Genomic DNA, 20,775 nt, shown 5'->3' on the forward strand with positions numbered 1-20,775 from the left:
TCGTAGATTATTACTATGTGAGGATAATGATACCCAAAAATAAACAAGTAACAACCTTACTGTAACAAAGGGTTGTTACTTTTGTCAAATCGACTAATAAGAAAAAAACCGTTTAAACGCTGTTATATCAGCGTTTAAACGGTTTTTAATTTGGATATAAAAAGCTTTGAACTCTGGCGAAGCTTTCATCATTTCCGACAAAATAAATAATGTCACCTTCCTCAAATGAGACATAAGGACCAGGGGATAGTAATAATTCATTGCCACGTCGTATACCAACAATGGTGCTTGATGTATTTTGCCAAAAATTTAAGGTTTGTACAGTTTGATGAATGCATGGACTATCAGCTGTCATTTCTAATTGATAAGGAATGAATGGATTGACCGAACGGTAATGCTCAGTGCGGCTAATGAGCTGCTTTGCCTTGTCTTGTAAATTAATTAATTCATGATGCTGCTTTTGAATACTCGTCAATAGTTCATTTTGTATTTCGTGAATGGATTGAACATCATGAAACTGTCTGACGAATTGTGCTGCTTTTTCATACGATTTAATAATTACGCCGCTACCTTTAGAAGCCTCAACAATTTCTAAGTCTTGTAACACGGCAATGGCTCTTCTCGCAGTCTCTGCTGAAACATTGTATTGACTTGCAAGAGAGGATCTTGCGTATATTTTATCGCCAATGCGGTATTTTCTTTCTACGATCTTAGAGGCAAGGTCGATGGCTATTTGTTGATATTTTGGCTGCTTTACTTGAACATTTTTTTCTAAGTTCATTTTAAACTTCCTTTCGTCATTACAGTACCACAGCTTATTATAGACTAGCCTGCACAGAAAAAATAGCACCTCCATAAGCTAGTGGTATATGATGAAAAAGTAATGCTAAAATTTTAGTATCTATCATTTATATTAAAAGAATAATAGCTGTTGTTTGACACTTTTTAGTTATTATTATAAACTAAGTTACGTTATGTAAGTGATGTAAAAATACATGTGCTCAGTTGGCGAATTCAGCCAACTGTTTCTATAGAAGGTTGGAGATTAATATGACAATTACGACTAAAGTTATGGACTTAGTGAAGGATAAAATGACAATCGTGAAGCATACAAATACAGAAAATATTTGTCTAGTTGGCCCAGTGAATTTACCTGTAAAACAAGGCGATTTTTCTGCATCATTTCAATGGTATAACTGGCTAACAGTTGATGCAAATTTAACGAAAGAGGAAATTATTGATGGTTTAGCAAATGCCAATTTAGCATTTTTGCAACAATCATCTGTGCTGGTGTATGGTGATTTTACCCATTCCGAGGATGCTTTAATCCGAATGCATAGTATTTGTCACACTGGTGACATCTTTGGCAGTCAGCGCTGTGATTGTGGCTACCAGTTGCATGAATCCATGAAAATGATCGCAGAGCACGGCTGTGGCGCTATATTTTATTTAGCCGATCATGAAGGTCGTGGCATAGGGTTATTCTCTAAATCTCTTGCTTATTTATTACAAGAGGAAGGGCTAGATACAGTAGAAGCAAATCATGCACTCGGCTTCCCAGATGATACTCGTTCATATGACGAGGCACTTGCGGTATTAGCTACTCTACGCACAAAACCTGTCACACTTATTACAAATAATCCGAAGAAATTGGCTGCTTTACAGGCTCGCGGTATGGCTGCTGAAGGGCATGTTCCATTATGGGGCGGTTTGACAGAGACAAATCGTTTTTATTTAGAAACAAAAGTTGAAAAATCTGGACATATGCGCGAAAAACAATAGGTGGAGGTTGTGATGATGGCAAATGTTGATGAAAAGTATATGCAATTAGCACTCGATTTAGCAGCGAGTGCCAAAGGAAATACGAACCCTAATCCACTTGTTGGGGCTGTGATCGTGAAGAATGGCGTAATTGTAGGCACAGGCTTACACAGAAAAGCAGGTGAACCACATGCTGAAGTGCATGCTTTTCGTATGGCTGGAGAGCATGCACAAGATGCTACATTATATGTAACGTTAGAGCCTTGTTCGCATTATGGGAAGACACCACCTTGTGCGAAGCTAGTGAAGGAATCTGGTGTAAGTCGAGTTGTGGTAGCCATGCAAGATCCAAACCCAGCTGTAGCAGGGCGAGGCATTCAATTGCTACGGGATGCGGGAATAGTAGTTGAGGTGGGAGTTTTGGAGCAACAAGCTCGCCGTGTTAATGAACGTTTCATCCACAATATGCTGACACAACGCCCATTTGTTATTTCCAAATTTGCTATGACTTTAGATGGGAAAATTGCCACACATACAGGGCATTCTAAATGGGTAACTGGCGAGGCTGCACGTGAGGATGTTCACTATATTCGCCATGAAGTAGACGGAATTTTAGTCGGTGTGGGTACAGTCATTGCTGACAATCCTACTTTAACAACAAGATTAAAAGAAGGATACGGAAAAAATCCAACACGTATTATTATGGATAGTTCTCTACGCACACCCGATTATGCAAATGTGTTAAATACGGAGGAAGCACATACGATTCTTGTATGTAGTGAGGACGTAAGCCAAGAAAAAATGAAGCGATTTACAGACAAAGGTGTGACGGTTTTACCAGTACGTAAAAATGAATATGGACTTCAGCTTGATGATATGCTTGAAAAGCTTTATACACATGGCATTACGGATATTTTGCTTGAAGGAGGAAGTAAAATAAATGCTTCTTTTTTACAGCAAGAAGCGGTCGACAAATATGTGGTGTATATAGCGCCTAAAGTTCTCGGTGGGAATCTATCATTAACACCGTTTGCTGGTTATAGTCCTTCTCAAATGAATGAGGCATGGAATGTTGAATGGACTTCATTTGATAAGGTAGGCGAGGATTTGCGTATTATTGCTTATCCAAAGCAAGGTGAAGAGAAGTGAACTATCAAGCAGATGTTTGTATAGTAGGGGCAGGACCAGCTGGCGCACTGTTAGCCTACTTGCTAGCCAAAAAAGGGCTAACAGTGATCCTACTTGAGCAAAACGCAGCACTTGGTCAGTCATTTCGAGGCGAGCACTTAAATGAAGAGGGCGAGGCTGTTTTAAAAAATCATCATCTTTTTGAGGCAGTTGAGTCACACGGTATATTACGAATGGAGAAGCTGGAATATTACGCAGATGGTAACGCCTTTAAAACGATTTTTCCTGATGAAGCAGTAGGTCATTTAGGCATACATGTCCCACAAGCTCATTTATTAAAGGGAATTTTACAAAATACACGGCCGTTTCCCAACTTTACATGCTTGCTACATACAAAGGTAACAAAGCTCATCGTAGACACTTCTGGTCATTATAGAGGAGTTATAGCAATAAAAAATGGAAACACTATCAAAATTGATAGCCAATTAATTATTGGTGCAGATGGTCGCTATTCTACCATCCGTAAGGAAGCACATATTGATGTTCAGAAACAGAAACATGGCTTTGATTTACTATGGGCTAAAATTCCTGCACCTTCAAATTGGGAACCTTCTATAAAAATGGCACTAATCGATGATAAGCAGCTGTCATTGTTTACGCAAGTTGGTGGTTATATTCAAATAGGCTGGAATATCGAACAGGGTAGTTTCCCTCAGCAGCGCAAACAAGCTTTTACTCCTTTTATCCAGCAGCTTACAACACAATTTCCACTATTAGCTAATACAGTACAAGAGCATATTCAGTCTTGGAAAGACTTTGTGTTATTAGATGTTTTCAGTAGTCACTGTGACTGTTGGGGTACCCAGGGCATTGTATTGTTAGGTGATGCTGTCCATACGATGACACCAACTGGGGCATTTGGATTAAATAGTGCTCTAAAAGATGCCGATTGTTTGGCATCTTTGCTAAATAAAGACACGTTAGCACAATTTAATGTACAAGATTTTCAACAAATGCGTAAGCAAGCCATTGAGGAAGTATTAGCAAAACAAATTGAAAAAGAGCAAACATTTGCTTCTAACTTTATAAATAAGGCTTCTTGAAAGGGCGAACAACTAGATGAAATTTGGCTTTGATATAGATGACACTTTAATTGATTTACGAGCACACGCTTTTTTACTCTATAATAAAAAACTAGGTAAAAATGTTTCCTTTAAAACCTTTCAAGCCTTACAACGTGTAGAAATACATGAGCCTTTTGGTTTAACAGACGAAGAAGGTTATGCAATGTGGAATAGTACAATGGAGGAGATTTATTTTACGGACTGTCCTTCTTTTGAGGGGGCAATAAAAACGCTCCAAGCTCTAGCGGCGCAAGGGCATGATATTTACTATATTACATCTCGTCCCAAACAATACTGTACACAAACAAAAGCATGGATGGAGGCGCAAGGTTTTCCAATAACGGATGGTCATTTTTTCTGTGGAATGCAGGATGCAGAAAAAGTCAATATTATAAAAGAGCTTGCGTTAGATGTTTATGTAGATGATAAACCAACAGTGCTGGAAACACTTCATGATGTGACAACTAAGGTGATTTTAAAAAATCAATCCTATAACCAGCATGTGAATCTTCCACGTTTATATGATTGGCAAGAGTTTCAAGTGCTGATACAAAAATAAAAGATTGGTACAACGATTATGCGTTCGTTGTACCAATCTTTATTTTTTTAAAATCGATTCAACTTAAAGGTTGATAAATCCTGTTTACTTTTGCCATCTACAATTAATTCCGCTAGTACTTCCCCTACAGCGCTACTAAATTTAAAGCCATGGCCCGAAAAACCTGCAGCAATAATAATATTTTGATGTTTAGGCAAAAAGTCAATTATAAAATCTTCATCAGGAGTCATCGAATACTTGCATGTTTTGCCGTATTTTATTGCACCATGCTTGGGCATAAACTGATGAATGAAATTTTGTAAATCAACAAGATCTGCATCATCAAATGGGCGCAAAGGAGTATTTGGATTGATCACTTCGCCACCATCATGTCGCCCAAGTTTTAATCCTGCTCCATCAATACTAGGAAAGCCGTAGTAGGTTGAATCTGCAAATTCAAAGCAATAGGCTGGGAAATTTTCATCACGATAAAGCTCCTCATCTGCCTCAAACCATGCAAACGTTTTACGTGTTGGGGTAACTGGGATGGTTACGCCCATCGTTTGTAGTAACTCGGTTGCCCATGCACCAGCCGTTACTATTAAGTGCTTTGCTTTGTAAAGGTTATGTACAGTTTGAACCTGTACAATTTCTCCAGCTTGAATAGCAAGTACTTTTTCATTCGTCTGTAAGCTTGCACCAGCCTCTAACGCCAATTTTTGATATGCTCGAATACATGCTTCTACCCGAAGGACGCCTGCTGTCGGCTCAAAGCAAGCCACTAAATCTTCTGGCAAGAATAGCCCTGGCCATTTGTTCATCGCTTCCGCTGCTGAATAATGTTCGAGTGCTAAATCATAGAGTGCTGAGCTTGCCTTGACATTCTGAATAAAGTCACAGGTTGGTTCTCCAATATTGACTACGCCAGTTTGTAAAAATAAGTTCTCATTGGCTAAAGACTCTAGCTCTTGCCAAAGCTCACCAGCTCTTTTTACAAAAGGTACATAGCTAGCCCCTTCACCATAAGCAAAGCGAATGATTCTTGTATCTCCATGATGACTACCTTCTTCATGCGGGGGAGTAAAGGCATCTAGCATAAGAACTTTGTTACCTTTCTTTGCTAAATAATAACCAGCCGCCATCCCCATGGAGCCAGCACCAACTATTATGACATCATATACCATTCTGAATCCCTACTTTTTTGCTCTAGTATAACAGATTAGCAGGGAGGGAAACAGAAATTTTAGAAAATAAATAGGCACAACACCTGCAATCCAAATGGACTAGAGGTGCTATGCATTGTAGATACTTGCTATTTTGAGCTTGGTAGAATTTTATTAAGGAAAATCGCTACTAGCGCAGCGGTTGCGATAGGCGATCCAAATAAATATTGAACGGTTGTAGGTAGTGAATAAAGGAAATCATCAGGCAATAATGTCAGAGCTAACGTTAAAATGACAGGAATCGCAATGACATACATTTCCTTTTCGCCAATATGTTCATTTTTCATCACCTGTAATCCGCTAATGGCAATAATGCCACAGACGATGACAAATACACCACCAATGACTGCTGAAGGAATGGCTGAAATAAGTGCCGCTAATTTACCAGAGAAGCCGAAGATGATAAACCAAATACCTGCTGCTATAAATACTCGACGGCTCGCAATCCCTGTAATTGAGATAACACCTGCATTTGTAGAGTAACCCGTCACAGGTGTAGAGCCTAGTAATGAAGCAATAAAACAGCCAATGCCTTCACCAATAACGCCTCGATTAATTTGTTGATCTGTTAATGGTTTGTCGATGACATTGCTAATGGCAAACCATGTTCCTGTTGTTTCCGCCATTAAGACAATATAAATAATGACCATTGTGATAATGGCTGAAATATTAAAGCTAAAGCCGAAATCTGCAAATGGAATTTGCGGCATACTAAACCATTTTGCTTGTGATACAGGAGATAAATCTAAAACACCCATCCTATTTGCCGCAATACTGCCGCCGATTAAGGCAATGATGACAGATGCAATACGGAATAGACGCCCTTTTTGGTGGAAGACTGTCCCTAACATGACACAAATGATTAATACAATGGCTGAAATCAAAGCTAAATAGATGTTCTGATTAATGGATGCACCTGCTCCATTAAAAATATTATCACTTAAACCGACAGGCATTAAGGAAAGACCGACAACAAAGATAATCGTACCGCCAACAATCGGTGGAATAAATGTTTGAACAATTTTATTGAAAATGCCTGTATAGCCTAAAATAATGACGCAAATAGCACCGATTAAGCTGGCACCTAGCACAGTGCTCCAGCCTAAATCACCACTGCCACTTGCCGCATAGATTCCAACAATAGCCCCTAGTGGAACATAGGAAGGGCCTTGTGCCATCGGTAATTTCATACAAAAATGGGTTTGTACAATAGTCGCAATTCCTGCCGCAATAAAGGTGGATTGAATTAATGCACCTGCCTGCCCTGTTTGTAGACCAATGAGCATGGCAATTAAAAATGGCACAACGTAAACATCCATGGCCATGACATGCTGTAAACCTAATAGAGCTGATTGGCTGAACGAGATTTTTTCATCTGGTAACACGGTTAATTGTGTTTTTCTTGTTTCGTTTGTTCGTTTACTATGTTGCGTTTTCACGAAGTTGTACACCTCAAAATGATAGATTTTTAATGAATAAGAGAATGACTAGTCTCTCGCATGAACTTTACTTCCTTGCACCCATACCTCACGGATATTTTCTGGGCGTACAAGATACATTATTTTTTGGAATATATCGAGTAAATCTTCCTTTTGATCAAAAATTGGAAGCTTAGCAGTAGGGATTTTTGTATCTATAATTTGTACATCCCATGTATAGTTTTCTTGTAAACGCCCAATTGGAAGGCTTAAGCTTTCACCACCACCAGCAGTGGCTAGATAGAAGGCTTCATTAATGGTAATACGTGAATTTGGCACACCTCGTTTTTCAGCTGCAAGGGTTGTATCGACACCATCCTCTAACATTCTTGATGACATAACAGCTTGTCTTGCATTATCAAAAAGACTTGGAGAAAATCCCCCTGAAACATCTGAGCCTAATCCAATATCAATGCCCATTGCATGGAAGTGGGCGATTGGAATCACACTGTTAGCAAAATAGGCATTAGAGATTGGACAATGACCAATGGCAGTGCCTGTTTCAGCAAATAATTGAGCATCATCATTACTTAAAAAGTTACAATGAGCCATAACCGATTTATCACCTAATAAACCAAAATCATGTAAGGCTACTGCATCATTCTTATTAAATCTCTCTCTGACATAACCATGCTCCCAGTCACTTTCGCTACAGTGAGATTGAATATGAGTATCGTATTTCGCTGCTAAATCACCTAAGCCTATTAAGGCATCATCTGTACAACTTGGAATAAAGCGAGGTGTGACCACGGGGTAAACACCTTGTTTAGTTGTTTTCGCTAATTCTTTTACCGCTAAAATAAACTCTTCTGTATCAGCTAATGCGGTTTGTGTGTTTGCATCTCGATAAAAATCGGGATTTTGCTCAGGATCATCCATGACCACTTTTCCGACAAGGCCACGTTGCCCCTTTTCAGCACAGATTTTAGCTAATAGTATGCTAGCTTCTTTATGAACTGTCGCAAAATATAAGGATGTTGTTGTGCCATTGGCAAGCAACGTGCTCACTAAATCCTCGTAAACCTCTTGTGCAAACGTTAAATCCGAAAATTTTGATTCGATTGGGAACGTATAGGTGTTTAGCCAGTCATAAAGTGGAATGTCTAAGGCTGTACCCGATTGTGCCCATTGTGGTGCATGAACATGCAAGTCAACAAATCCTGGTAAGAAATATTGACCTTCAGCTAATGGATGGAAATTAGGTTGATGTTGATATGTAGTTAATAGTTGTTGGTAATCAGTACGTTCTGGACCGACTGCTTTATCAATCATGCCGTCAGCATTTATGAAAAACAAATAATCTTTTAAAATTTGAACTTCAGTAGCAGATTTACTAGTAAAAGCTGTCCCTTTGAAAATATACGTATATTCAGTCATAAAAACCACCTTAATGTTCGTTTATTGATAATAACACGGATTATTATAGGCTATATAAACTATTAAGTCTATAAAAAAACGAATATTGATGAGTTTATGAAAGAAAAAAGAAGCTTTCCAACTACATTTTTACAGCTTTGACAAGCATTGATGGATGAGAAGAAGGCACATGTTTTAGCGTGCCTTCTTTTTATAGAATGGATTCATTGATGATATGAAGAAAGTTATGAAAGGAGGGGGAATGGTGCTGTTCATTTTTTCGTGTACAAAGATAGATAGGACGTTGAATATCAATATCCTTAATAAAAACACGGGCAACTTGTTGCTGCTGGATAAAGCTAGAAGCTGCTATGGACGGAGCTAGCATTGTTCCGAAACCTGCTGCAATAGCATGGATCGATTCATTAATTCCATCTAGTTGCAGTCCTACTTTCGGTGGGGGAATTTTATGCACTTTACATAAAGCATTTAAATATTCTTTTGTGGAACTCCCGTCTTCCCTTGTCACAAAGGGCTGTTCCATAAGTTCTGCGAGGGAAACCGTTTGACCTGCTAATGGATGACTGTATGGCACGATAAACCAATAATCTAAATTCATCAGAAATTGATAATTAATATCAGGATGATGGCCATCTTCTTTAACGATAAAGGCTAAGTCAGCTTTATAATGCAATAATTTCTCAATGACTTGCTGTGAATTAGCCGTTTTTAAATGGAGATTTGTTGCTGGATAAATTTGTTTAAAATGAGCCAACCATTTGGGCAGTAAAAAATGGGAAGGCACATGCGTCGAGGCAATTTGTAATTCCTCATTGCCTGTATATTTCAGTTGTTCAATTTTATATTCAATATCGATTTCTAAATCAAATAATCGCTGTGCCTGTTTATATAAAAACGTGCCATTTGGTGTTAATGCAATGCCTCTCCCTTTGGATTCTATCAGGGTCAAACCTAGCTCTTTTTCTAAATTTCGTATTTGAATGGTGACAGCAGGCTGACTAATCATAAGCGTTTGTGCCGCTTTGGAAACACTATTGTGCTCAGCCACCTTTGTAAATAGCCGTAAAGCGTGTAAATTCATATGCAAGCACCTTTCATTAATTTTTTTTATGATTTTATATACATTATATATTAGATTTATTAATTTACGCTCTGTATCCTTATAATTACAGTAGGAAAAAGGGGAGGGGGATAAAAATGACTCGACAGCATATGGGGGTTGTCTTTGGAGGAATTTTATTACTAGTTGTCGCAATGGGAATTAGTCGATTTGCATTTACACCGATTTTGCCATTTATGCGTCATGATGTAGGATTTTCGTTAGAGGTGGCTGGATTTTTGGCTTCAAGCAATTATATTGGCTATTTCATTGGCGCATTATGGGCAGGATTTATTCATCGTCGACGTAAAAATATTTTATTGGCAAGTGTCGTTTTCAATGTTCTATCGGTGGGATTAATGGGCTTGCTAGAGGTGTATTCTGTATGGCTAGTTCTCCGTTTAATCGCAGGCATTACAGGTGGGCTTATTTTTGTTTTAACGTCTAGCATTATGATGGATTATTTGGCGAGACATTCATTATCGCGATGGTCTGGCTATGTATTTAGTGGCATTGGTTTGGGAATTGCTATTTCTGGCTTATGTGTTCCTGCAATAGAAGCGAAATTTGCTTGGGAGGGAACATGGCTAGGTTTAGGTATGCTATCAGCTATCTTTTTACTCATTACCTTTATTCTGTGGAGAAATTTAGAAGTTCAAGACAGCATAAAAGTGATGAAAACGCTCGATACCAAAATGACAAGAGGTTTTATGCCATGGCTGATTCTATCCTATGGTTTAGAGGGATTAGGCTATATTATTACAGGTACTTTTTTGGTTGATATTATTCATAATATCCCTTCTCTCCAAGCTTACTCCTCTTACAGCTGGGTTATTGTGGGACTTGCAGCTATTCCATCAGCACCTGTTTGGACAGTCTTATTGGAGAAGTTTTCAGCGATAAAAATTTTGTTTGTGGCATACATACTTCAAGTGATTGGCATCCTATTACCCGTATTTTCACAAACTGTATGGAGCGTATTGTTAGCATCATTTTTATTTGGTCTGACCTTTGTAGGAATTGTCACGTTAACTACTTCCTATGCACGACAGCTTTTCCCAACACAGAGCGGTTTTGTTGTATCTTTATTAACAACCTTTTATGCTTTTGGACAAATTATCGGACCGATCGTCGCAGGAAAGCTGGTTGAAGTTTATAGTAGCTATAAAGCAGCACTTGTATTTGCTGGTGTCATCGTGTTTTTTGCATTGCTCGTTATGGTAATTGGTAGATGGCTAACTGTAAAAAAAGAAGCTGTTGCAGAACATACAATTTCTATATAGCGCATAAAAGCCAGAAATCCTATTTGGATTTCTGGCTTTATCATTTACTTAAAGAAGCCGTGCCTCTATCTACATGATATTAAAAAATATAATAAAAGTCTATATATTTTTTTCTTTATATGGAAAAATAGATAAGTGCACAAAGGACGTAACGTTACGATTCTACATTGAAATGGGGACTTTATATGAACACAGAACAAGCTATTCAACGTTGGAATCAATATGCAGAGCGGTATACAGCTACCTACGATGAGCAGGGTGACAATCATCGTGTAGTACTGTTAAATCCCACCATCTTTTCTTTACTGGAAGGGCTAGATGGAAAGTATGTATTAGATGCAGGATGTGGAGAAGGATATTTAAGTAGGTTATTAGCGAAGAAAGGGGCAAGCGTAACGGCTGTTGATTTTTCACAAAAAATGCTGGATATTGCTATGGAAAGAACACAACAGCAGGAAGCTATTCAATTTTTACACGGGAACTGTGAAAATTTAGCGTTTCTAGCAGATGAGCAATTTGATGGTATTGTGTCAAATATGGTTCTTCAAGATTTAGAGGACTACAAGGCTGCATTGCATGAAATGTATCGTCTTTTGAAACCTAATAGCATTTTTATTTTTTCAATTCTGCATCCATGTTTTGTGACACCAAATAGTGGATGGATAAGACATGAGCAGCTAGATCAACAGTATTGGAAAATCCAGCGTTATTTTTATGAAGGGGTTTACCAACAACTAGATGCTGACCCCTCAATTGTGCTGTATCACCGTACATTAACAAGCTATGTGCAAGCCATTATTCAAAGTGGCTTTACCATTGAAGCTATTGTAGAGCCAAAGCCATCACAAGACATGCTAGAGAAGTATCCTCAATTTGAGGAAGATTTGCATTGTGCAGATTTTATCGTCTTTAAACTTAGAAAATAAAGGAGAGTGAATCCATGCGTTTATTTCATGTCAGTGAGAACCCTACTATTACGATGTTTCATCCTCGACTACCTGAGCGAGCAGATTTAGATGCAACCAAAGGGCTTGTATGGGCCATCAATGAGAGATGCTTGCCAAATTATTTAACGCCGAGAGATTGTCCTCGTGTTTGCTTTCATGCAGGGGTACAAACAACAGAGCAAGATAGAGGGCATTATTTAGCACAAGCTTCTCATGTAGTGGTCATTGAAAACAAATGGTTTGAAGTATTGAAGAATACGAGACTTTACCTATATGAGTTTGATAGTAATGGATTCTCATTACTGGATGATAATGCAGGTTATTATACAAGTGAATTAATACAAATGCCCATTAATGTCTCTGAGGTTAACGATATAGCTAAAGCATTATTGGAACGGAATGTTGAATTGCGAATAGTGGATCGCTTGTGGGATATCCATGACGAAATCCAGTATACAAGCTTAAATTGGTCGATGTGCAGGATGCGCTTTGCACAGCCAAGACACTAAAGAACAAGCCTCGTCATGCTGCTAGTGCATGGACGAGGCTTGTTTGTCTATTAATTAGATAAAGGTATACAGCTAATTACGAGAAGCAGGGTGATATTCATTGAACCCTACCATCTATCCTTTGGTGGAAGAGCCAGATGGAAAGCATGTATTAGATGCAGGATGTGGAGAAAGATATTTAAAGTACTACTCTAACAAATTTTCAATCTCGTCTTCCAGTACGATCAAAATGAGGTAGTTTTAAAGGGTTTAGGTATATCGTTCATAGTGGTGTTCACTACTGAATGAAAAAGGAAAAGATACTTTTGCAGAATGGTTGATTGAAGTGGAATCAGCACCACTCCTAGGGGATTTAATGTCACAGACGAGACACTAGAGCGAACGCAGTAAGTGAAGCGGCTCAACGGACGCCCCCTGGAAAGGATGCTGGCGGAATGGACATTAGCCCCTCGCCTTGCTAAAAGGTCTTTTTCTGCTAGTAACATGATCCTTTTTCAACAACATTCCCTTTATAACTAGACAGCATGATAACGGCCAACAGGAACAATTAAAGGTGTTTTAGAAACAGGGTCTTCAATAACCATGCTATCTAAGTCAAATGTATCTTTAATTAACTCGCTTGTCACAATATCTTTTGGCGAACCTTCTGCAAGTAAACGACCATTTTTTAATGCGAATAAGTAGTCTGCATAACGGGCAGAAAGATTAATGTCATGTAATACCATGACAATGGTTGTACCATATTTTTTATTTAAATCTGTTAGTAAATCTAAAATTTCAACTTGATATGTAATATCTAAAAATGTTGTTGGCTCATCTAAAAATAAAATATCAGTTTGTTGCGCTAATGCCATAGCAATCCACACACGTTGACGCTGACCACCTGAAAGTTCATCGATATTGCGGTCAGCAAACTCTGTAATGTTCATCATTTCAAGAGCTTCTGCAACTGCCTCATAATCTTGTTTGGACCAACCTTTAAATAATGTTTGATGAGGAAATCGACCACGGCCAACTAAATCGGCAACTGTAATTCCTTCAGGAACGATAGGGGACTGAGGTAAAAGTCCTAACACACGAGCTAATTGTTTTGGCGGCATTTGATGAATGGATTTGCCATCTAGCATGGCATGACCACCAGTTGGCTTAATCAGGCGTGCCATTGTTTTTAATAATGTAGATTTTCCGCAACCATTCGCACCAATAATAATGCTAATTTTATTACTTGGAATAGCAATGCTGACATTTTCTAAAATCGTCTTTTGCTCGTAACCAGATGTTATATGTTCAGCCTGAAGCGTATGTGTTGGTTTCATCATATATCTCCCTTTCGATTGATTCGAATTAACAAGTAAATTAAGTAAGGTGCACCAATGATTCCTGTAATAACACCTACTGGATATCTAGCTGTAAATGCGAATTGACCAATTAAATCAGCAGCCAATACTAAAATAACACCAATTAGACCAGCTGGAAGTATATTTGAAAACCCGACACCAACTAATTTTTTGGCAATTGGTCCAGCAAGGAATGCAACAAAGGCAATCGGTCCTGTAGTTGCTGTAGCAAGTGCAATGATTAATACAGAACAAAGCATTAAAATGATTCTTGTTTTGTTTGTGTCTACACCTAGAGAGGTGGATGTTTGTTCACCAAGCTCAAGCATTTCTAAATGCTTCCCGAAAAATAACAGTACAGGTGTAAATACAATGACGATCATCATTAATGGATAGAGTGACTCCATTTTCGCACCATTTAAGCTCCCACTCAACCATCTCATGGCACTTGGAATATCATGTGTATTGCCAATTAGCATTAAATAAGAGATGAATGCATTTAGCATTGCTTGAATACCAATCCCGATTAATATTAATTTGCCAATTGAAAAAGAAGAGCCTCTTGATAAAGCATAAATAATTAGGACAGTAGCTAAACCGCCAATAATTGAAGCGATGGATACAACGATATTACTTGCTTGCAGGACAATAATACAAAATACAGCAGCAGCACTTGAACCAGCTGTAATACCAATAACATTTGGATTTGCTAAAGGATTGCGCAACATAGTTTGGAAAATATAACCTCCAACACCAAATGCAAAGCCAGCAAATGTACCAGCTAACATGCGTGGTAATCGAATTGTGCCTACAGCGAAAGAGGCACCTTGTACATGTTGGCCAAGGAGAACACGGATAACATCTTCAACAGGGTAAATCGTGTTACCAAGCATTAGCATTGTGCAACACAGTATTATGGAAATAACAGTCAATACAGAAGTTATTATGACAAAGCGTCTTTTTCTTCGTTGTCTGCCTTTCATTATGGATATCAATGTTTCATTCATCATAACGCACGCATTTTCGCTTTCATCGTAATTAAAATCAAGATAGGGGCACCAATAAAGGCTGTTAAAATACCCACCTCTAGCTCACCAGGACTGCCGAGAAGTCGACCACAAACATCTGAAAACGTTAAAATAATTGCTCCTGTTAAGGCAGACATAGGAAGGATAAAGCGTATATCAGGTCCTATAATAAGGCGGACAACATGAGTTGCTAATAAACCGATAAAACCAATAGGTCCTGCTAGAGCGGTAGCAGCCCCACATAAAAGAACGCCACCTAGTGCTGCAAACATACGTAGTGTACCAGTACGAACACCTAAACCAGTTGCCACTTCATCCCCGAGTGCTAAAGCATTTAGTGCTGGAGCAGTGAAGAGGGCAATCAATAGGCCTACAACTAAAAATGGAATAAATAGCTGAATAGCGTCCCAGCTTCCAGCTCCTACACTACCAACTTGCCAAAATCGAAATTGATCCATTACATTTGTACGCGGAATCATAACCGCAACGACTAATGAAGATAAAATGGCACTTGTAGCAGCCCCTGCAAGTACAAGCTTTAATGGTGTAGCACCACTTGCACCCATAGAGCCTATTCCAAATACAAAAATAGCAGTGATAATGGCACCCGCTATTGCTAACCATATATATTGATTGGCTGAACTAATGTTTAAAAAGGCGATACCACAAACGACAAAAAGTGATGCCCCTGTGTTTACCCCCAAAATACTTGGATCTGCAATTGGATTACGTGTAACGGCTTGCATTAGTGCCCCAGAAACGCCTAATGCCGCACCACACAGTAAACTAAAAATTGTTCGGACGATTCGTTTTCGAACAACAACGGCTTCATGTGACTGAACATCAGGATGGAACAAGCCATCCATTAGTCCAGTCCAGCCAATTGTACGAGAACCGAATAGTAGCGAAGCAATTACACATAACGCAAGAAAAATGATAAGAAAAAGCAAAACTTTAGCGAAATTTTTAGGGATAAATAACTGTTTCTGTTCGGTAGCTTGTATCTTATTCATATTACTTTATATTTTTTGCTACGTCTGAGATTAATGATAAATAGTCATCAATTGTATAGGCAATTGATAGTGGGCTAGGGGTACCAGCAGCTGCAAGTGGCGTATTATCACCAATAACAACAACATTCCCATTTTGAATAGCAGGTACTTTCCCTAAAATTGGGTCAGCTTGTAATGCTGGTAAAGTTGTTTCATCTCCGTAAGCAATAAAGATTTCTACATCAGCTAAAGCATCTGCATTTTCAGCGCTTAATTCAATATAGAAGCTGCTATCATCCGAAATTTGTTTTGTAACGCTTTCAGGATATTCCATACCTAATTCCATTAAGAATTCACCGCGTGGATCTGCAGGTGTATAAACATAGAATTTTGATAAATCTGTTGGAGTAAACATAGCGAATGCAGCTTTTTTACCTTTAATAGCAGCATGTTCATTCACTTTATCTTGGATCAATTTTTCAGTGTCTTTGATTAATTGTTGACCTTGTGCTTCCATACCCATACCTTGAGCGTTTAATGTAACTTGGTCACGCCAAGAAGTTACCCAAGGAGTTTCTTTATAGGCTACAACAGGTGCGATTTGACTTAATGTCTCATACTCTTCTTGCGTAATACCAGAGTATGCAGCAAGAATGACATCTGGGTTAGAGTCAGCAATGGCTTCGAAGTCTAAACCGTCAGTATCTTGATAAATATTCGGATTTTCTTCACCAAGCTCTTTTAATTTTTCAGCAGTCCAAGGAAGCATACCACTACCATCTTGTACACCATAGTTAGCTGCAGAGAAACCAACTGGCACTACACCAAGTGATAGTGCAACGTCATGGTTAGACCAAGCAATTGTTGCTACACGCTCAGGCTTTTTCTCAATAACAGTTTCACCAAAAGCGTGTTTAATTGTAATCGGATATTGCTGTTCATCAGTAGTTTCTGATGTATTGTCTTTTGTTTGTTCTTCTTTTTTAGCAGTGTCTTTATTAGATGAATCAGAACATGCTGCTAAAGCTAAAACCATTAATGATAAAAGCATTACTATGAACATAGAATTTTTAATTTTTGACATTTTTTTTACCTCACTTTATTTTAAAAAATGATAATGATAATCCTTATCATTCAGAGAAAAATATTACGCTAATTTCAGTAAAAGTCAACAAATATTTTTGCATTTTTGATGTTTTTTTGCTTTATCACAATTATACGATATTCGGTATAAAAACTGAGCTAGAAAAAAGCGGAAATGCCCCGCACTTCTTGGTTGAGAATTCTTAAACTATTATCCTTAATTACACATCCCTAAATTGGTATATGTAACGAATTTTTCCTAGAAGAGACGTTTAGAAAGCAAGCCCCGTCCTACACTTATTGCATGGACGAGGCTTCCTTGTCTATTAGACTGTAGATGTTTGTTCGATTGGTGTGGAAGAAATATGAACTAATTGTTTGTCTTGATAAGTGAAGTTGTAATCATAATTAGTTGCCTCATTGAGCATTGTTGGTAAATAATGTTTTAAATCTGCAATGGCAACATTTTCAGGGTGGAAAATCCAAGTAAGGTCCTTCCAATCAAGAATACCCTCTGCAACTTTTATAGGTGTTATATATGTAAAAGATTCAGGTAGTTCTGCTATAAAAGCATACATACAGCCATAGTTAACAACACCATCTGTCCATGTGATTTTTCCTTTATAAGTAATTTCTTCAACCGTAATACCTGTTTCTTCTTTAATTTCTCGTATAGCACCTGCTAATGGCGTTTCGTCCTGTTCAATTTTACCACCTACACCATTCCAGGCTCCCATCCATGCTGGGTAATTTCTATTCAATAAAAGAATTTGTTCACCCTTCTTTAGAAAACAAATTGTAAATTCAGCCAAAATTGTTTCTCCTTTTCTATTTAGTCGTTACTAAAAATATTGTATCAAAGAAATCATTCTATCACGTCAAAATTGCATCCTGTATGCGTGTTATAGTTAATAAAGATAGTTGAAGGAGTGAGAATCGCTGTGATATTAATAAGTGCTTGTTTAGCAGGGTTAAGTGTTCGTTATAATGGCACCAACAGTTTAGATGAAAAAATACAAAGGCTTATGTTAGAAAATAAAGCGATTACTGTTTGCCCAGAGCTGATGGGCGGTTTTTCAACCCCTCGGGAGCCTGCTGAAATTGTGGGAGGCAATGGAGAGGATGTACTTGATGGCAAAGCAACCGTTATTGAAAGGACTGGGCGTGATGTCACAGAGCTGTATTTAAAAGGAGCCTATGCGACTTTACAAAAAGCACTTGAAGTAGACGCCTCTCTGGTCGTTTTAAAGGAGTATAGTCCATCTTGTGGTAGTGCAATGATTTATAATGGGGCGTTCAATGGTACTAAATTATTGGGTGAAGGGGTAACTACAGCATTACTACGAAGGCATGGGATTGAGGTTCTATCAGAAGAGCAATTTTTATGAAAGATCGGTTTTAACGAGAGAGTAACCTTTGTCAGTTAGAAACGTCTGAACTGGTGGGAGGTGGCTTATATGCCATTAACATTCGCACATCCAGCCGCAATTTTACCTTTTTCAAGACGAAGTAAGTACATCCATTTTTCAGCACTTGTACTAGGAAGTATGGCACCTGATTTTGAGTATTTTTTTAGAGGTAGACCAATAGGTGAGATAGGTCATAGCTTAACGGGATTTTTCATTTTTAATTTACCTCTTATTATTGTGATTTACATCCTTTATTGTAAGTATGTTCGGCAGCATGTAGTTCATCATTTACCAGTATGTTTACAGGATACAGCTAACCAAACAACTTCCAGGAGTAAACGACTCAATGTCATTGTCTTTGGTTATTCAGCGTTTTTGGGTATGCTCACACATGTCATTTGGGATTCCTTTACACATAAAAATGGATTTATGGTTTCGTATCTATCTATTTTATCAGAAACAATGCCCATTTTCGGTTTTCAATTCCCCCTTTATAAATACTTACAGCATGGCAGTACTTTAGTAGGCATTACGTTGATTATCGGTTATGTCTATGTTAGAGCAGCCCATCAATCAACGAATGCATTGCTCACTATTCATCCTAAACAAAAATTATTTTTCTGGATACAGGTACTTGGATTAGCAATCTTCTATGTATGTTGCTGGTCTATTATAGATGGGGTATCAGTTAGCAATTATGGTGTATGGGTGGTCCGTATGATTGATTCATTTTTCTGTAGCTTGCTAACCATTTGTTTATTGAAAACATATTGGCAAAAATAAATAATAACGAGCATGACAGGACTTCCTTTAAGTGGGAGTCCTTTTGTTCGTTACCTCCTTTTCAGTTTGGATAAAAAGAAAAATACATAGATAACGAAGCTAGCATAAACTAGTATCCAGATGAACTGCCAATAGAACTTACTAGGGATGGATTTTATTTGATCGCCAACAGTCATTATTTCTAAAGAAAGATGGAGTGGTGGTAGAACCAAAATAAGACCTTTCATTTGCGGGATTGAATCTTTTAACGTTGCGACTACCAAGGTTAATAATAAGACGCTAATGACTCCCCACCAAGTGTTTTGTTTATTTTTGACAAGCTCTCTTGTAAAGATAGCAGAGAGAGCAATCCCCAAAATCGCTAAGCTAACATGAGAGAGAAATCCAAGAAATAGGTGTGTAAAGCTTGGTTCCTCGGCAAAAGCATGGATAGCTGTGGGATAAATAACAGAAACCATACTTAAGCTAAAAGCAATCAAAATGGCAATTATAAACAGGCTGAAATGATAAGATGTCGCACCATTTGCATGTAATATCGTTATCATTTTTTGCCCTTCATCCTCTGAATGAAATAGTGTGACGGTAAACCAGCCCATCAGGAAAAAGAGGATTATAGAGGTAAATGAAAAGCTATCTAATATAGGGTTTGGGACGAATGTGTAGTTAACAACAAGACATAAAATAAAAATAGAAAAAGGTGGAATATACTGATAGGTTCTCAAATAATTTTGTAACTGATATCGGCCTAAACTAATCATGTTGTATGAACTTCTCCTTATCATTGATCGGTATGAGTTGTTTAATAGAAGCGTTTTTATCAAGTAGCTGTTGTAAAAGATGGTCAGTACGCTGTGCTTGGATATGGACAATCACTTCATAAAAACCATTCGCTAATGGTGATTGCTGCTGTATTTCCGTTACATGTAATAGATCTTTTATGTATGTAATATTCGAAATTTCAAAAATTAATTGATTGTAGGTTGTAGGAGTAACAGATAAATCCGTTTGCATCACTTCTTTATGGTGAATCATTAGAATCGTATCAACGACATGCTCCAGTAGCTTTGTTTCGTGACAGGATAAGATAATCGTCATCCCTTGTTGTTTGAGCGTCTTCAGTGTTTCTTCCAAATCATTCTGTGTTTGCAAATCCAGCCCTGATAAAGGTTCATCTAATATTAACAAGTCCGTTTCGTTGAGCATAGCCTGCATAATCATTATTTTTTGTTTCATACCTTTAGAAAAATGGGTCATTCTAGTATCCTGTACATCTTCCAGATGAAATAGTATTAATAAATCATTTATTCTCGATAAAAGTTTTTGTTTAGCCATCCCACGGATTCGCCCCATATGCTGAAGATATTCCTTGGGGGTAAATAGAATAGTGGAAGGGGCAACCTCTGGTACATAGCCAATGTTTAAAGCTTGTTTAGAAGACATAAAGGAACCATTGTCTGGCGTAATAAGCCCAGCAATCATTTTTAAGAGCGTGCTTTTGCCAGATCCGTTTTTTCCAACAATAGCTATTATTTGATTGTCGTAGATGGTAAAGGAGACATTTTCTAAAATGGAAGTACCTCTGTATTGCTTAGTGATGTTTCGTGCGTCGAGCAATATGTTCATCAATCTGCACCTACTTATACTGAAATTCATTCATTTCATTGTAAATGATTTGT

At 37.9% G+C, this 20,775-nt stretch carries 21 protein-coding genes; 9 read left to right on the forward strand and 12 right to left on the reverse strand.

Annotated features, from left to right (window positions below; translation table 11 throughout):
* Positions 1–145 precede the first annotated feature (145 nt).
* Positions 146–781 (reverse strand): TrkA C-terminal domain-containing protein, encoded by a 636-nt coding sequence (locus tag MKY46_RS06470; protein ID WP_036127739.1) that lies wholly within the window; start codon positions 779–781, stop codon positions 146–148.
* Between the two features lie 269 nt (positions 782–1,050).
* On the opposite strand from MKY46_RS06470, the gene MKY46_RS06475 reads away from it, so the two are divergent.
* Genes MKY46_RS06475 through MKY46_RS06490 form a run of 4 tightly spaced genes read left to right on the forward strand, consistent with a single transcriptional unit; the run spans position 1,051 to position 4,572 of the window.
* Positions 1,051–1,782 carry a GTP cyclohydrolase II gene (locus MKY46_RS06475; RefSeq protein WP_089932088.1) on the forward strand — a complete coding sequence of 244 codons (732 nt, stop codon included), beginning with the start codon at positions 1,051–1,053 and terminating at the stop codon, positions 1,780–1,782.
* Positions 1,783–1,797: 15 nt separating this feature from the next.
* Entirely contained in the window at positions 1,798–2,910 is a 1,113-nt protein-coding gene (gene ribD, locus MKY46_RS06480) for a bifunctional diaminohydroxyphosphoribosylaminopyrimidine deaminase/5-amino-6-(5-phosphoribosylamino)uracil reductase RibD (RefSeq protein WP_340833851.1), read from the forward strand.
* Positions 2,907–3,992 carry an FAD-dependent oxidoreductase gene (locus tag MKY46_RS06485; RefSeq protein WP_340833852.1) on the forward strand — a complete coding sequence of 362 codons (1,086 nt, stop codon included), beginning with the start codon at positions 2,907–2,909 and terminating at the stop codon, positions 3,990–3,992. The genes ribD and MKY46_RS06485 overlap by 4 nt, the downstream gene beginning before the upstream one ends.
* 16 nt (positions 3,993–4,008) lie before the next feature.
* Entirely contained in the window at positions 4,009–4,572 is a 564-nt protein-coding gene (locus tag MKY46_RS06490) for a 5' nucleotidase, NT5C type (protein ID WP_036127725.1), read from the forward strand.
* Between the two features lie 47 nt (positions 4,573–4,619).
* On the opposite strand, the gene solA is transcribed toward MKY46_RS06490, so the two are convergent.
* The 4 genes from solA to MKY46_RS06510 form a co-directional block, all read right to left on the reverse strand.
* On the reverse strand, positions 4,620–5,735 hold the full coding sequence (solA, locus tag MKY46_RS06495) for an N-methyl-L-tryptophan oxidase (protein ID WP_036127723.1): 1,116 nt from the start codon (positions 5,733–5,735) through the stop codon (positions 4,620–4,622).
* Between the two features lie 128 nt (positions 5,736–5,863).
* Positions 5,864–7,213, reverse strand: coding sequence for a uracil-xanthine permease family protein (locus MKY46_RS06500; RefSeq protein WP_036127721.1), 1,350 nt, complete (start codon positions 7,211–7,213; stop codon positions 5,864–5,866).
* Positions 7,214–7,261: 48 nt separating this feature from the next.
* Positions 7,262–8,629: a guanine deaminase gene (gene guaD, locus MKY46_RS06505; protein WP_340833853.1), complete on the reverse strand. Its 1,368-nt coding sequence runs from the start codon at positions 8,627–8,629 to the stop codon at positions 7,262–7,264.
* A 190-nt stretch (positions 8,630–8,819) separates the two neighbouring features.
* The gene (locus MKY46_RS06510; RefSeq protein ID WP_340833854.1) at positions 8,820–9,710 is read right to left on the reverse strand and encodes a LysR family transcriptional regulator; all 891 of its coding nucleotides are present in this window, start codon (positions 9,708–9,710) and stop codon (positions 8,820–8,822) included.
* A gap of 116 nt (positions 9,711–9,826) precedes the next feature.
* Between MKY46_RS06510 and MKY46_RS06515 the strand changes: the two genes are divergently transcribed.
* The 3 genes from MKY46_RS06515 to MKY46_RS06525 all read left to right on the forward strand — a co-directional run bounded on the left by MKY46_RS06515 (position 9,827) and on the right by MKY46_RS06525 (position 12,467).
* The gene (locus tag MKY46_RS06515) at positions 9,827–11,011 is read left to right on the forward strand and encodes a YbfB/YjiJ family MFS transporter (RefSeq protein ID WP_340833855.1); all 1,185 of its coding nucleotides are present in this window, start codon (positions 9,827–9,829) and stop codon (positions 11,009–11,011) included.
* 185 nt (positions 11,012–11,196) lie between these two features.
* Positions 11,197–11,937, forward strand: a complete 741-nt coding sequence (locus tag MKY46_RS06520) for a class I SAM-dependent methyltransferase (protein WP_340833856.1) — start codon at positions 11,197–11,199, stop codon at positions 11,935–11,937.
* A 14-nt stretch (positions 11,938–11,951) separates the two neighbouring features.
* Positions 11,952–12,467, forward strand: coding sequence for a DUF6886 family protein (locus tag MKY46_RS06525; protein WP_089932095.1), 516 nt, complete (start codon positions 11,952–11,954; stop codon positions 12,465–12,467).
* Positions 12,468–12,982: 515 nt separating this feature from the next.
* Here MKY46_RS06525 and MKY46_RS06530 read toward each other — a convergent pair.
* The 5 genes from MKY46_RS06530 to MKY46_RS06550 form a co-directional block, all read right to left on the reverse strand.
* A complete protein-coding gene (locus MKY46_RS06530) occupies positions 12,983–13,783 on the reverse strand; it encodes an ABC transporter ATP-binding protein (RefSeq protein ID WP_036127699.1) in 801 nt (266 codons plus the stop codon).
* Positions 13,783–14,814, reverse strand: coding sequence for a FecCD family ABC transporter permease (locus tag MKY46_RS06535; RefSeq protein WP_058843291.1), 1,032 nt, complete (start codon positions 14,812–14,814; stop codon positions 13,783–13,785). The genes MKY46_RS06530 and MKY46_RS06535 overlap by 1 nt, the downstream gene beginning before the upstream one ends.
* The gene (locus MKY46_RS06540) at positions 14,811–15,845 is read right to left on the reverse strand and encodes a FecCD family ABC transporter permease (RefSeq protein ID WP_170829786.1); all 1,035 of its coding nucleotides are present in this window, start codon (positions 15,843–15,845) and stop codon (positions 14,811–14,813) included. Before MKY46_RS06540 ends, MKY46_RS06535 begins: the two co-directional genes overlap by 4 nt.
* A 1-nt stretch (position 15,846) precedes the next feature.
* Positions 15,847–16,908: an iron-siderophore ABC transporter substrate-binding protein gene (locus MKY46_RS06545; RefSeq protein ID WP_036127692.1), complete on the reverse strand. Its 1,062-nt coding sequence runs from the start codon at positions 16,906–16,908 to the stop codon at positions 15,847–15,849.
* 325 nt (positions 16,909–17,233) lie between these two features.
* Positions 17,234–17,719 (reverse strand): NUDIX hydrolase, encoded by a 486-nt coding sequence (locus tag MKY46_RS06550; protein ID WP_340833858.1) that lies wholly within the window; start codon positions 17,717–17,719, stop codon positions 17,234–17,236.
* A 129-nt stretch (positions 17,720–17,848) separates the two neighbouring features.
* Here MKY46_RS06550 and MKY46_RS06555 point away from each other — a divergent pair, with 129 nt between their 5' ends.
* Together MKY46_RS06555 and MKY46_RS06560 are read left to right on the forward strand one after the other, a co-directional pair.
* Positions 17,849–18,295, forward strand: coding sequence for a DUF523 domain-containing protein (locus MKY46_RS06555; RefSeq protein ID WP_340833859.1), 447 nt, complete (start codon positions 17,849–17,851; stop codon positions 18,293–18,295).
* Positions 18,296–18,364: 69 nt separating this feature from the next.
* Positions 18,365–19,099, forward strand: a complete 735-nt coding sequence (locus MKY46_RS06560; protein ID WP_340833860.1) for a DUF4184 family protein — start codon at positions 18,365–18,367, stop codon at positions 19,097–19,099.
* 50 nt (positions 19,100–19,149) lie between these two features.
* Here the strand turns inward: MKY46_RS06560 and MKY46_RS06565 are convergent, their stop codons facing one another.
* Together MKY46_RS06565 and MKY46_RS06570 are read right to left on the reverse strand one after the other, a co-directional pair.
* Complete coding sequence (locus MKY46_RS06565) at positions 19,150–19,857, reverse strand: hypothetical protein (protein WP_036127682.1); 708 nt, start codon at positions 19,855–19,857, stop codon at positions 19,150–19,152.
* The gene (locus MKY46_RS06570) at positions 19,850–20,722 is read right to left on the reverse strand and encodes an ABC transporter ATP-binding protein (RefSeq protein WP_036127678.1); all 873 of its coding nucleotides are present in this window, start codon (positions 20,720–20,722) and stop codon (positions 19,850–19,852) included. The genes MKY46_RS06565 and MKY46_RS06570 overlap by 8 nt, the downstream gene beginning before the upstream one ends.
* Between the last annotated feature and the right edge of the window lie 53 nt (positions 20,723–20,775).

The sequence above is a fragment of the Lysinibacillus sp. FSL M8-0355 genome (genome assembly GCF_038008985.1).
Classification (GTDB): Bacteria; Bacillota; Bacilli; order Bacillales_A; family Planococcaceae; genus Lysinibacillus; species Lysinibacillus fusiformis_D.

Coding starts and splice junctions, on each gene's coding strand:
- MKY46_RS06540 (WP_170829786.1), bottom strand. CDS start 15,845: ATGAATAAGATACAAGCTACCGAACAGAAACAGTTATTTATCCCTAAA.
- MKY46_RS06530 (WP_036127699.1), bottom strand. CDS start 13,783: ATGAAACCAACACATACGCTTCAGGCTGAACATATAACATCTGGTTAC.
- MKY46_RS06475 (WP_089932088.1), top strand. CDS start 1,051: ATGACAATTACGACTAAAGTTATGGACTTAGTGAAGGATAAAATGACA.
- MKY46_RS06545 (WP_036127692.1), bottom strand. CDS start 16,908: ATGTCAAAAATTAAAAATTCTATGTTCATAGTAATGCTTTTATCATTA.
- ribD (WP_340833851.1), top strand. CDS start 1,798: ATGGCAAATGTTGATGAAAAGTATATGCAATTAGCACTCGATTTAGCA.
- MKY46_RS06490 (WP_036127725.1), top strand. CDS start 4,009: ATGAAATTTGGCTTTGATATAGATGACACTTTAATTGATTTACGAGCA.
- MKY46_RS06535 (WP_058843291.1), bottom strand. CDS start 14,814: ATGATGAATGAAACATTGATATCCATAATGAAAGGCAGACAACGAAGA.
- MKY46_RS06525 (WP_089932095.1), top strand. CDS start 11,952: ATGCGTTTATTTCATGTCAGTGAGAACCCTACTATTACGATGTTTCAT.
- MKY46_RS06515 (WP_340833855.1), top strand. CDS start 9,827: ATGACTCGACAGCATATGGGGGTTGTCTTTGGAGGAATTTTATTACTA.
- MKY46_RS06560 (WP_340833860.1), top strand. CDS start 18,365: ATGCCATTAACATTCGCACATCCAGCCGCAATTTTACCTTTTTCAAGA.
- MKY46_RS06510 (WP_340833854.1), bottom strand. CDS start 9,710: ATGAATTTACACGCTTTACGGCTATTTACAAAGGTGGCTGAGCACAAT.
- solA (WP_036127723.1), bottom strand. CDS start 5,735: ATGGTATATGATGTCATAATAGTTGGTGCTGGCTCCATGGGGATGGCG.
- MKY46_RS06520 (WP_340833856.1), top strand. CDS start 11,197: ATGAACACAGAACAAGCTATTCAACGTTGGAATCAATATGCAGAGCGG.
- MKY46_RS06470 (WP_036127739.1), bottom strand. CDS start 781: ATGAACTTAGAAAAAAATGTTCAAGTAAAGCAGCCAAAATATCAACAA.
- guaD (WP_340833853.1), bottom strand. CDS start 8,629: ATGACTGAATATACGTATATTTTCAAAGGGACAGCTTTTACTAGTAAA.
- MKY46_RS06570 (WP_036127678.1), bottom strand. CDS start 20,722: ATGAACATATTGCTCGACGCACGAAACATCACTAAGCAATACAGAGGT.
- MKY46_RS06565 (WP_036127682.1), bottom strand. CDS start 19,857: ATGATTAGTTTAGGCCGATATCAGTTACAAAATTATTTGAGAACCTAT.